The sequence below is a fragment of the Bacillus cihuensis genome (genome assembly GCF_000504145.1).
In the GTDB taxonomy this organism is placed as follows: Bacteria; Bacillota; Bacilli; order Bacillales; family DSM-1321; genus Peribacillus; species Peribacillus huizhouensis.
Genome location: NZ_KI632496.1, coordinates 32684 through 45043, shown reverse-complemented (window position 1 = coordinate 45043; position 12360 = coordinate 32684). Strand labels below are relative to the sequence as shown.

Annotated in this window: 10 protein-coding genes; 2 read left to right on the top strand and 8 right to left on the bottom strand. The window is 37.3% G+C overall.

Annotated elements, in window-relative coordinates; genetic code table 11:
* Positions 1–31: 31 nt before the first annotated feature.
* The 5 genes from V179_RS0118030 to V179_RS0118010 form a co-directional block, all read right to left on the bottom strand.
* Positions 32–574 (bottom strand): helix-turn-helix domain-containing protein, encoded by a 543-nt coding sequence (locus V179_RS0118030; protein ID WP_028392693.1) that lies wholly within the window; start codon positions 572–574, stop codon positions 32–34.
* A 423-nt stretch (positions 575–997) separates the two neighbouring features.
* Positions 998–2065 carry a nitric oxide synthase oxygenase gene (locus V179_RS0118025; RefSeq protein WP_028392692.1) on the bottom strand — a complete coding sequence of 356 codons (1068 nt, stop codon included), beginning with the start codon at positions 2063–2065 and terminating at the stop codon, positions 998–1000.
* A gap of 207 nt (positions 2066–2272) precedes the next feature.
* On the bottom strand, positions 2273–3658 hold the full coding sequence (locus V179_RS0118020; RefSeq protein ID WP_028392691.1) for a protoporphyrinogen oxidase: 1386 nt from the start codon (positions 3656–3658) through the stop codon (positions 2273–2275).
* 131 nt (positions 3659–3789) lie between these two features.
* The gene (locus V179_RS0118015) at positions 3790–4278 is read right to left on the bottom strand and encodes a GNAT family N-acetyltransferase (RefSeq protein WP_028392690.1); all 489 of its coding nucleotides are present in this window, start codon (positions 4276–4278) and stop codon (positions 3790–3792) included.
* A gap of 59 nt (positions 4279–4337) precedes the next feature.
* Entirely contained in the window at positions 4338–6374 is a 2037-nt protein-coding gene (locus tag V179_RS0118010) for a Na+/H+ antiporter (RefSeq protein ID WP_028392689.1), read from the bottom strand.
* Positions 6375–6562: 188 nt separating this feature from the next.
* Between V179_RS0118010 and V179_RS0118005 the strand changes: the two genes are divergently transcribed.
* Positions 6563–8245 carry a methyl-accepting chemotaxis protein gene (locus tag V179_RS0118005; RefSeq protein WP_028392688.1) on the top strand — a complete coding sequence of 561 codons (1683 nt, stop codon included), beginning with the start codon at positions 6563–6565 and terminating at the stop codon, positions 8243–8245.
* 195 nt (positions 8246–8440) lie between these two features.
* On the opposite strand, the gene trhO is transcribed toward V179_RS0118005, so the two are convergent.
* Together trhO and V179_RS0117995 are read right to left on the bottom strand one after the other, a co-directional pair.
* On the bottom strand, positions 8441–9409 hold the full coding sequence (gene trhO / locus V179_RS0118000; RefSeq protein ID WP_028392687.1) for an oxygen-dependent tRNA uridine(34) hydroxylase TrhO: 969 nt from the start codon (positions 9407–9409) through the stop codon (positions 8441–8443).
* 307 nt (positions 9410–9716) lie between these two features.
* Entirely contained in the window at positions 9717–9914 is a 198-nt protein-coding gene (locus V179_RS0117995) for a hypothetical protein (RefSeq protein WP_028392686.1), read from the bottom strand.
* Positions 9915–10141: 227 nt separating this feature from the next.
* Between V179_RS0117995 and yhfH the strand changes: the two genes are divergently transcribed.
* Complete coding sequence (gene yhfH, locus V179_RS30195; protein ID WP_084552431.1) at positions 10142–10273, top strand: protein YhfH; 132 nt, start codon at positions 10142–10144, stop codon at positions 10271–10273.
* Between the two features lie 162 nt (positions 10274–10435).
* Here yhfH and hflX read toward each other — a convergent pair whose 3' ends face one another.
* On the bottom strand, positions 10436–11704 hold the full coding sequence (gene hflX / locus V179_RS0117985) for a GTPase HflX (RefSeq protein ID WP_028392685.1): 1269 nt from the start codon (positions 11702–11704) through the stop codon (positions 10436–10438).
* Between the last annotated feature and the right edge of the window lie 656 nt (positions 11705–12360).

The window sequence follows — 12360 nt, the reverse complement described above, 5'->3', positions numbered from 1 at the left end:
GTGTGATCCTTTTCACCAAATAGCTGAATGCTCACAGATAGGAATTTGTAACAACTAGAAGCAATTCTGTAGGACCATCATTATCATTAACCAATTGGTGATCTTCAGAAGCATGAAAATAAATTGATTCCCCCGCCTTAGCCATATATATACGGTTTCCTAAATAAACAATGATTCTTCCGCTTACTACATACCCAAACGTTTCTGAAAGAGATGGTTCAAACTTCTTGAACTCCCCTTTTTCCTTAAATGATAGATAGATTGGTTCCATTTCCTTTTCGTTTGATTCCGGTACGAGCCATCTAATCTGATAGCCTTTCTCTTCTTCTGCGTAAAAGGTCTGCGAATTTTCATCATAGACAACTTTTTGAACACGCTCTTCATCATCGAAGAATTGCTTTGGGGAACATCCAAGCACCTCAATTATATTGAAAAACGTTTCAATAGAAGGTGAACTCAAGTCACGCTCCAGTTGAGATATATAACCCTTACTTAAATCTGTTCTTTCGCCTAACTCCTCTTGTGTCAACCCTTTTTTCAAACGTAAATTCTTAATCTTTTTTCCAATTTGCATAGTTCCTCCAAGGGCTCATCGTCGCCATCTTTTTAAACAAAGGATCGTATTTCTTACTTTCACTGACTCGACTGTAAGTTTAGTTTTACTAAACTTCAAAACATAAAAGTATTCTATATATAAACTTCTAGTTTACTTTTGACCACAATTATTATACAGGAATCAGGACAATCTTCAACATCATTTTTAAAATCAAATAATACTTCAGTCGACATAAATATTTCCTAAGAAATAAATTTCATCAAAATACTACATGAGATTCACATATTGTCGTCTTGTACCAATACACTTTGCTCTAAAAAAGTATAACTTCAATCAGTGTGGTGTTTTACCGACTTTAAATGCGGGAAAAGATCCTTGTTACTAATTGAATCAAAACAGCAAAAAACCTCGTGAGCAAGTCCCACGAGGTTCAAGTATGTATCATTTATAGGGAAGCTTTTGATAAAAGTAATTTGGTTTAATGATCTGATTTTTATAAGGATTATGGAATATATGAGTGGTGGCTGGAGAAACTGGTGGAATAAGCCACGTCCAATTACCGGTTACAGGACGATCAGCAGCCTTTTCCTTTTTCTCAAACATCTTAAATTGCTGAGCAGCTGTATGGTGATCGACAATACTTACCCCATCCTCTTTAAAAGAATAAAGAACTGCCTGATTAAGCTCGATTAGAGCCCGGTCTTTCCAAAGCGATGAATTCTTACGGATATCTAGCCCCATATGTTCTGCTATTATAGGAAGCATATTATATCGATCCTCATCTGCCAAGTTTCTCGCTCCGATTTCTGTACCCATATACCAACCATTAAATGGTGCAGCTTGATAAGTGATTCCACCGATTTCAAGACTCATATTCGAAATAATCGGAACGGCATACCATTTGAGTTCTAAATCTCTAAACCATTCAAAATCAGGATGACGCAAAGGAACTTCCTTCACAAGATTAGAAGGGATTTCAAACCATCGAGGCTTTCCACCATCTACTTGTATAACGAGAGGTAAAAGATCAAACCAGCCACCGCAACCCCTCCATCCCAACTCCTCACAAACTTGTGTGAATCGCAACGAATCTAGATCTCCGATAACTCCATTTTCTGTTTCATAGCCTGCGTATCGAATTAATTGATGATTCCATATCCGAACTCGGTCAGGATGAAAAACAGTAATGGACGGCCGTATTTTACCGCCGTTTGTTGCAAACGATATATGTTCGAACAGCGCTTCTACTATCTCTTCTATTGATTGTAAATCACGTTTATCCATTACCTGCATCGTTTCCCAAAACAGACGTCCAATACATTTATTACTATTCCGCCACGCCATTTTAGCTCCATGTTCAAGCTCTTCAAGCGTATGTTCATACTTGTCTCGTTTCTGAAGATGACCAGTCACTTCTTCTAAACGGGCATAAATTTCTTCTTCACTTTTATGCAATTCCCCATAACTAGTTCGAATAAAGTGTTCTGCTTCTTGGAGTCGATGTCCCATAGATGTTCGTTGCCTCCTATGTTAGTCTTCAACATGATTATCTTTTACAAATAATGTACCACACCCATACTCTTATCTCTAACTGAGACAACAAGAAAAACCAAATATAATAATATACAACTATTAAAGATTATTTAAACAACTTATTTTTATTGACTACCCAAATTAAAAAGGATCTGACTCACGTGTAACGAGTCAGACCTCTGTTCATAATTGCTCGATTACCCATTTTGCTGTCGCCTCACCATTTCCAATGCAATCAGGAATACCCACTCCGTAATAGGAACAACCAGCTAGCCGAATCCCAGGAAAGTCTTGCTCAAGCTTCTCTTCTAATCGCTGTACAACTTTCCGATGATGAATGTGATAATTAGGCATCATATTGCTCCAATTAGTCACTTCACTTGTCACAGGAATACCTGAAATACCCAGACTTACCTCAATATCTCTTAATGCAACCTTAAGCAACTCTTCTTCAGTTGCAGTTTGTAACGTAGCAAAAGCAGGGTTTGTACTTTTATAAAAAAGCCGGATTAGTAAAAGATTCTTCTTAGATGTATGTTCCCATTTTCTACTTGTCCACGTACAGGCATTACAAGTTAATGCACTAGTTCCTGCAGTAATAAATCCTGTTCCATCCTTTGGAAGCTCACTATCCGCCAAATCGAAGCCCACATAGACGCTAATAAGCGAACTATTTTTTAATTGGTCAAATTCCTTTTGAAGTGCAGGATTCTCTAATAGTTTTTGTGCAGCATTGTAAGGAATGCTTAAAATGATATAATCAGCGATAATGCTTTCTCCGTTTACAAAAGTGACCGTGTATGTACTCCCTGTTTTTGTTACAGCCTTTACTTCTGTCCCTTTACGTATTTCAACATCTTCCATCTGTTCTTCCATACGATCTAGCAATGTAGACAGTCCACTTTTAAAAGAAAGAAATTTCTTATCGCCATTTCCTTGGAAGGCTTTTTTATTTTCTGAAAGCCCTTTTATTATGCTGCCATATTCATTCTTGTAATCTAATAAATATGGTAGGGTTGAAGCAATAGTCAAGTCGGCAAGCTTTCCTGAATATACACCAGAAAGCACGGGAGCAATTTGTTTTTCTACTAATTCTTTCCCAAGAAAGCATTCCAGAAAGTCACCGATGGAATCATGTGCCGTGAATGCTTCATTCTTTGTGTAGAAATCCTTCAATGCCGCAACTTTCCCTTCAGCTGACACTAATGTAGTTTTCGCCAATGACTCGATGCTCGTTGGAATGCCAAATACAGCTTCTTCTGGAATAAGTTTTAATTCTCCTTCATTATGAATGAAGGATCGTCCTGTCGCATTGTATACGACTTCTTCTTGTATTCCTAACTCTTCAATTAACGGTCCAATATACCCTTTACGCGCCACGATAGAATCAGCGCCCGATTCCATAATGAAATCACCATCATGTACCGAACGAATTTTCCCCCCCAGCTCCTCATTTGCTTCCGCCAATATGAGTCTAACATTCGATGCTGTCTTCTTTTTCCACTTTTGCAATTCATAAAGAGCAGATACTCCTGTAATGCCTCCGCCTATCACAACGACTGTTTTCAACGTATGTACACCTCAATCACGATCCAAATTATACTTCTTAAAGTGTACCATAAGGGTTCTTTAATTAGTATTTATAGACTTAACAAAAAAATGTTCCACTTCAATATCTTACAATAGTCGAGAATGAAATTTTATGACAATTTATAGCTATATATATGCATCTGTCCGCTTCTCCCGTTTTTTTCAGCACCTGTATCACGGAAGCCTGATTTTACATACAAAGCTTTTGCTGGCTCATTGTCCTCATTAACTGCAAGAACAATTTCTTCTTTATCCGAGAATTGTTGTCGGACAAAATAGGGTAAAACAGCCATTGCCCTGGATGCATACTTTTTACCTTGATAACGATGATTTATACAAAAAGCTCGCAATAAAATAGTTCGTGGATTTTCAGAAAAATCTTGAATCCCTTCACCAGTATGGAGAACAAAAAAACCAACTGGCACTTCCCCCGAAAAGACCATGATCGGTCTTCTATTTGGATCTTCGGTACATATCTTCAATGCCTCAATAGGAAGAGCTGTAAATTTTTTCTGCTCTACCGTTAAATGAAATTGGGCTAATTCCGCTTTATATTTAGATTCATATAGCCGTAGTGAAACATCCTGATTTTCAAGCATCAGATCTACTCCCTCCCTATCTGTCTAAATCAGTGTTTTGTTTAAACTTTTTTATTGCATCAGGGACCGTAATTGCTTTCTTCTACTGTACTCGCTTCCCTAATATTAATATACTGGCGAATTTTTTGCGCAATTTCAAAACTGATTGTTCCTTCTTCAAACATGTCCTGAATGTCATCACGCTCAGCTTGGATAGCGATATATTGTAAATCTCGTTCGAAATTTATTTGTTTATACCTTTCGCTTACTTTAGTCTCCCGTCTAAATCTTGAAATTAGTGAACTATATTCCGCGATCACAATTAAAGAAATCCCCCTATCTTCTGGACTTGTTTTTTCCTTAATCTCTCTAATTGCCGCTTTAGCTGTCTTCACTTTCAATGTGATGAATTTATGAAGATGCTCATTTCTTTGCTCGATTAATTCTCTTTTTCTAATTGAAAATAGACAGCTAATCATTAATAACAGTTTTTTTATAAATAGTGAGAAAATCAACCGGCGATATTTCATTCGATTTGTCACTGCCATTTTCATCCTTTGAATATGCTCCAAATACAAGTATACAGTTTCCCCATCTACTAGCTCAGAATTTACAAGATTCTCGATTTCCTTCTCTTCTGCCTCTATTCCTATCAATCGAATTTTATTTTCTCTCTCTCTCATTTCAGATTGATTCTTTTGGCTTCCAGCTGCATAAGCTTGGTTAAGCCTAAGGTTATATTTAGAAATAATTCTTACGGCAACATCTCGGTTTTCATTTGTAATAGAAGATTCGACTGCTTTTATTGCCGCCAAATGGGAATGAATCAAAGCACGTTTTTCTGTTTCTGCTTTATTCTCACCTGTATACTCCTCTTTTGACCGAGCAATAATCGGTAAGAAAATGCTTGTAACTAACAGTGTCGCCAAAATGACTCCAGCTGCAATAAAAATAATTAATGAACGTTCTGGAAATGGACTGCCATCTTCTAACGCAAATGGGATGGTAAAGGCCCCCGCCAATGTAACAGCTCCTCTGACACCAGAAACAGTTATCATCCCAATAGCTTTAAATGACGGCTTTACCATCTCCTTCTTTACTTTCCAACCAGTCCACCACGCCATCAATACCCAAGCGAAACGGAGAGCAAATAAGGAAATACTAATGATGATGATATAACCGATCACTTCCTTATTATTAAAGGCAGCATTTTGAAAAATAGAATTCGCTACACCTGGCACCTGAAAACCAAGTAAAACAAAAACAAGACCATTCAAAATAAATAAAATGACAGACCATGTACTATTTGAAACAATTTGCAGCTTAATTGTCGGTGACTGCTCATGATCTCGATCAATTGCATGAACAATTCCACCAGCTACAACACCTAATATTCCTGAAAAGTGAAAATGTTCTACGCTTAAATAAATCACAAATGGAGTTAAAATCTGAATGAGCATATGGATGGTCACATCTTCCATACCTAATCGGCGGATTATGACTCGTAGTCTAATAATCATAAAGGCAATGAGCCCACCCCCGATAAGGCCCCCTAAAGCAATAATAATAAAGCTTAACGATGCCTCCACTAAAGAAAAATAACCAGTTACCGTAGCTGCTACAGCAAACTTAAACGCCACAAGACCTGATGCATCATTCATTAACCCTTCTCCCTCAAGAGTATGCATAATAACTTTCGGTAACTTAACGCGACTCGCCATAGCACCTACAGCGACTACATCTGTAGGTGAAAGAATTGCTGCAAGTGCAAAAGCAGCAGGTAAAGGGATAGATGGAATCAACCAATGAATTAAATAACCGATTATAAGAACGGTTACCAAGACCAGCCCTAACGCTAATAATAAAATGGGAACTCTAAGTTTCCATAGTGCTGAACGAGGTACATTTTTTCCATCATTAAATAACAACGGAGCAATAAACAGGACAAAAAACAATTCCGGCTCCATTGGCACGTGTAAACCCATAGGCAATATAGCCAATATCCCGCCTAAAGCGATTTGAATAAGTGGTACCGGAATAAATGGAATAAAGTGATTAATCATATTAGATAGTCCAATGGTGAACAACAAAAGTAAAACTATTAGAAATAACTCCATTAAACCACCTTTTCTATATGTTTTTTTATCATTAATTTACCATAAAAAATTTTTTCTATTTATCAAAATGCTTGATTTAATTTATTTTTTCAAATAACTGTTTTTCATTCACACAAACAATTTACTTAATCTTCACAAATATTTAACACTATTCATGGATAATTAGACCTAGAAAGAAGGGGTGGATGATGAGAAAGTTATTTAGTTTTCATGAAAACTGGTCCTTAAAGACCAAGCTCTTACTATTTATAATATTTATCTTAATTTTCACGTCCGGCATCATTAGTTATATGTCTTATGTAAAATCAAAAGATGCGACAATGACCGCTGTCGAACAACGTCTAGAAAGAGAAGTTATGCTTTTTTACCAGATGGCACAAAACCTCATGTATCTCCATGTAGGGGACGAACAGAATTTTAACAAGAAAATTGATGGCTTTATTAAAAGTCAGAATGCAGATATGAGTCAAGATGGTCTCCATAGTGATTACTTCCTTATCAAAGGGAAAGAAACCATCCCTTTCTCAGTCAGTGAAAAAACGGCAATAAAGATTCCTGATTCTCTACAAACAGAAATCTTAAAAAAAGGGAATGGCATTTTACATAAAGATATTGACGGTATTACCTATACATTTGCTTTTCAACATATTCAAGAAGTAAAAGGGGCTTTTGTCATCGCTCTTCCACAACAAGTATATTTAACTAAGATCCATGAAATGGCTTTTTCTATTCTCACCGTTACGATTGCTTGTGTACTTATTACTGCTCTTCTTGTCATCGTACTCGTTAATCAATTGACTAGACCTTTAGAAAATCTTCGCGGACTTATGAAAGAAGCCCGTGAAGGTAATTTTGATATATCATTGAAGAATATTCCAAGGAGCTCAAGCGAAGTAACATCTCTTGTTAAGAGTTTCGAATCATTATTACTTACTGTGAAAAACATGCTACAAAACATAAGCTCTACAACCCATCAATTACATACAACCGGTGCCAAGCTGCAAACTTCCTCTAATATTGTGCTGGTCCGGAATCAGGAATTGATTAATGAAATAGAAACGGTTAAAACTGCCGCGGATGAAACAGCTGTTAGTTCTGAATTATCTATGGTTGCTTTTGACAAAATGAAGACGGACATTTACCAAACATTTCAGGAAATGCAACATATTTTTGACATATCAAAAACGATGGAGGCTTCTTCTCTAAGTGGGACAAACCATATGGATCAACTAGTACGTGAACTCGGTTTATTTCAAAGGGAGTTTAAAAACATCACACAGACAATGAACACACTGAAAACTCATTCAGTCTCTGTCACATCCATCGTCTCACTGATACAGACCGTGGCTGAACAGACGAAACTTCTTGCTTTAAATGCAACAATCGAAGCAGCAAGAGCAGGGGATGCTGGTAAAGGGTTCTCTGTTGTTGCAACAGAAGTCAGAAAGCTTGCTAACGAATCATTCAAAGCAGCAGAAGAAATTGCTACAACAATGGGGCAAATGGAAGAGATAACAAGCCAGACACATCGTGAATTTGAAGATATTCATCAGATCGTCAATAAAAATGTTCAAGTAGCATCAAAAAGTAAAGACTCAATTGACTTATGGAGTTTACATGTTGATGAGGTGAACGTTAAGCTTCGGTTCATAGAATCCATTCTAAAAAACTTGCAAGGTTCCTTACCTGAAGTAGAACAATCATCCGAAAGATACGTAGCACTATCGCAACAGACAAGTGCTAGCGCCGAACAAATGCTATCAAGCTTCCAAGAACAACTGAACCAATATAAAGAAACATATGAGATTGGGAAAGTGCTCAATGATTTATCAGGCAAGCTAGGCGAACAGACAGAGGGAATCAAGGCCTAAGTGGTTTATAGAGAGTTTCGTTTTGTCCAGCCTGAACATTAGCCGTATTCTGTTTTAGCATAACAAAAACGGAGGTGTCCCCCCAAAAAACAGGGTCTGCCCCCGCAATAACTAAATTCAGTATAAGATACGTGTTTGAAACACGACATACTGATTTAGAGTGCGAGGTCAGACCCTCATTTCTTATTATATTCTTTATTTTGTAGCCATCTCTTCAGTAAGCTGACTAGCTCTTTCAGCCCATTCTTCATCCGTTAGATTGTGTTGCTTTACGTAAAGGTTACGTGGATGCACGCGGCACTCGTGTGAACAGCTTCGCATATATTTGTGTTCATTTTCCTCTGACGCGAGGATTTGTTTATTACACTCAGGGTTTGCACAATTAATATAACGTTCACATGGCTCACCAGTGAAATAATCGCGGCCAACAATGACATGTTCCTTTTGGTTGATTGGAACAGAAATTCGCTCATCGAATACATACATTTGTCCATCCCAAAGCTCGCCTTGCACTTCAGGGTCTTTTCCGTAAGTGGCGATACCACCATGAAGCTGACCTACATCTTCAAATCCTTCTCTTACAAGCCAGCCAGAGAATTTCTCACAGCGGATACCGCCGGTGCAATAAGTTAATACTTTTTTTCCTTCAAACATTTCTTTGTTATCGCGTACCCATTGCGGAAGCTCACGGAAGGATTTAATATCTGGTTTAATGGCATTTCTAAAATGTCCTAACTCGTATTCATAATCATTTCTTGCATCTAGAACAATAGTATTTTCATCTTTAAGTCCTTCATAAAATTCCTTTGGACTTAAATATCGACCAGTAAGCTCAAGTGGATTAATATCATCTTCCAAACGAAGCGTTACAAGCTCATTTCGTGGTCTAACGTGCATTTTCTTAAATGCGTGTCCGTCTGCTTCATCTATTTTAAATACGATACCTTCAAATAAGGGATCGCTTTCCATCATGTTGATATACTCATCAGTTTGTTCAATTGTACCTGATACAGTCCCATTAATTCCTTCATTCGCAACCAAAATACGACCTTTTAGCTCGTGCTCTTTACACCAAGCTAGATGTGCAGCTGCAAATTCCTCAGGGTTCTCAATCGTGACATAATAATAGTACAACAATACTCTATACGGTTTACTTTCTATCATTCTTATTACCACCTATCCATTTATATTTGCAAGATATAAAAGGTGATCCTTTTAGGCACTTTACTCTTACAACAAAGTATTATACCAATAAAACTACAGAATCGTCAAAAAACGATTGGAAATAATCCCAGTCGTTTCCTACTTCTCATCAAATTTGCTTAAATGCTTTTTCAAATAATTATTCGATATATTCCCTGATTTTCACACCAACTAATTCCTAAGACTCTATAGCAAGCTTCTTTATAAGAATACTATTCCTCTTCCAGATTTAAACCGATAAGTACATCCTTAAACTTGCGCAAAGCACCTATACCATCCAACGCTCTGCGCAGTTGATTTTTAACGGTCTCATTTCTTTGTATTCATCGAAATGATCTTGCACATCAATCGCCAACTCTTCTTCTACCAAGCTTAACCCTTCTTCTAAAACAGTGACAAATTTTCCATTTTTTAATGACACGAAGGTTTGATACCCTTCAAATTGAATATCTGTTTCCTCAATCAACTGTTTTATCGTACCTGCTTACTTTAGTTCCCTTCTGCTTTCGCTCCTTCTTCTTATATCCATCCATTTTGTTCTGCAATTCATTTAGGGAAAACGGGAAATATTAACATGAAAAATTATTATATTTTTCTGTAAATTATCTATACATTTTTCACTAACGGGTATATACTGTATTATAACAAGTAACAATAATTTGAAACTGTATTATAAAAAGGGAGGAACTACACATGCAAACAAAAAAACCTATGGAATTCTTCAGAAACTTACCGCCGAAACAATGTCCGGATTGCGGTCATCATATCGATGAACAAGCAGAATCCTATGTGGTTAAGTGTACAGAATGCTCATCAAAACAATAATTGCAAAATAAAACGGGTTAGCATTGGAGCTAACCCGTTTTATAGAAAATGATTTACATTCCCTATTTTACTTTTCTCTTCTTTTTGACCCCTGCATAACCCTTCCGGCCTTCAATCTCATAATTTTGAGCAGATAAACCCGTATCACCTACTCGCTTACTATCATGAGTCTTTCAACACAAACGTCCGATATTTATCACAATCACTATGTTTACACTCAACTTTGATTTTCGTACCTTCTTCTTCATATTCAGTTTCGAGGATTTGCGCATGTTCATTAAAATAAGAAATGATCTGACCTTGATCATACGGGATTAGCAATTCACAGCGAACATAATCTGTGAAGATGTTTTCACGAATCTTTCCAATCAATTCATCCACGCCAATTCTCTGTTTTGCTGACAAATAAACAGAATCAGTACGAACTTGTGGAATCTCCATTTCTGTTAGATCTGCCTTATTATACGCATAAACGGTTGGGATATTTTCAATCCCAATTGCTTTAAGTGTTTCATTTGTAATTTCAATAAGCTGTTCATAATTCGCATTAGAAAAATCGACGACATGAATGAGCAAATCAGCTTCAGCCACTTCCTCAAGCGTTGACCGGAATGCTTTAACAAGATGATGCGGCAGCTTTGAAACAAATCCTACTGTATCTGTTAACAGAAATTCTTTCTTATCTGGGAGCGGGATGTTTCGGACAGACGTCTCTAATGTCGCAAACAGCATATCTTTTTCAAAAACCTGCTTTAAAGCAGATGTATGAAATTTTTCGACAAGAGCATTCATTATTGTCGACTTCCCAGCATTTGTATACCCAACAAGAGAAACAACAGGTATTGCATTTTTCTTTCTTTGCTTCCGCTGTGTTTTCCTATGCGCCACGAGCGTTTCTAATTCTTTATTCAACACATTAATCTTTTCTTCGATTCTTCGACGATCAAGCTCGAGTTTTTTCTCCCCGACCCCTCTGTTCTTCGTACCGACACCACCACTTTGACGTCCCAATGACTCCCTGAGACCTATCAAGCGTGGCAGCATATATTGCAGTTCCGCCACTTCCACTTGTAATTGCGCCTCTCTCGTCTTCGCCCGATCCGCAAAGATATCCAGGATTAATATCGTACGATCAATCACCTTACAGTCTAAATCACGTTCTAAATTTCGAATTTGTGATGGAGATAGTTCATCATTAAAAATAACCAGATTACCATCACAATATTCTACAAGAGTCTTTACTTCCTCTACCTTACCACTACCAATATAATGAGATGAATTCACTCTTTGTAAATTTTGAGTCATCTCTCCAACGACCTCTACACCACAAGCTTCGGCTAGATTTGCAAGCTCTTCCATAGAGTAGGCAAAGTCCCGATGGTTATTAATATTTACTCCGACTAATACCGCTTTTTGTTGCAATTCTTCCATTTGCATATTCCCCCTTAAGTTTTGTAAGTACTTTTGCTGCACCGCAGTTTGAATATGCTAAAAAAACACAGACCTATTACCTGTGTTTGAGTAAACGAAAAAGGTGACGTTAAGGACACAGCACTCTCTTTAGTATAGACAATACGAATATGGTGTTAAAACACCAACATTCGCCACGAAGGATACATCCTGTAGCACGCTACACTCGCCTAATCACAATGGGGGCGGTGCGGAGCCGGATTTTGAAGTACTTTCAAATAAAGTACGTATATCTGCAAAGTAGACTGTCTATAGTAGAAAGTTGTGGTGCCTCACCCCCATGTCCTTCATACAAAAAAGAGAGCGTTCATTCAGCCCTCCCTCATTGATTCATTATAGGGTTTTCGTTAATTAGGCAGACTTATCCCGTTCACTCTGCACACAGACAGAAGTTTTTGAGCACTATTCAGTTAGCGACACAAAAGTGTTGAACGTAGTCTGACAAACTTCACTGTAAACCCCTCCGTTTCATTTAAGTTATGGAAATTTTACCATATGAATGTTTGATTGGCAATTTGTTTTTTATAACAGGTCTGACGCTTCCTGCTTAACTTAGACAACATCACTAAAGTAACGGAGCAATTCATCTAATAAAATTTCACATTACAACTGAATCT

Excerpts from the sequence above, each read along its gene's own strand:
- V179_RS0118030 (WP_028392693.1), bottom strand. The coding sequence starts at position 574 with ATGCAAATTGGAAAAAAGATTAAGAATTTACGTTTGAAAAAAGGGTTG.
- V179_RS0118025 (WP_028392692.1), bottom strand. The coding sequence starts at position 2,065 with ATGGGACATCGACTCCAAGAAGCAGAACACTTTATTCGAACTAGTTAT.
- V179_RS0118015 (WP_028392690.1), bottom strand. The coding sequence starts at position 4,278 with ATGCTTGAAAATCAGGATGTTTCACTACGGCTATATGAATCTAAATAT.
- V179_RS0118010 (WP_028392689.1), bottom strand. The coding sequence starts at position 6,374 with ATGGAGTTATTTCTAATAGTTTTACTTTTGTTGTTCACCATTGGACTA.
- V179_RS0118005 (WP_028392688.1), top strand. The coding sequence starts at position 6,563 with ATGAGAAAGTTATTTAGTTTTCATGAAAACTGGTCCTTAAAGACCAAG.
- trhO (WP_028392687.1), bottom strand. The coding sequence starts at position 9,409 with ATGATAGAAAGTAAACCGTATAGAGTATTGTTGTACTATTATTATGTC.
- yhfH (WP_084552431.1), top strand. The coding sequence starts at position 10,142 with ATGCAAACAAAAAAACCTATGGAATTCTTCAGAAACTTACCGCCGAAA.
- hflX (WP_028392685.1), bottom strand. The coding sequence starts at position 11,704 with ATGGAAGAATTGCAACAAAAAGCGGTATTAGTCGGAGTAAATATTAAT.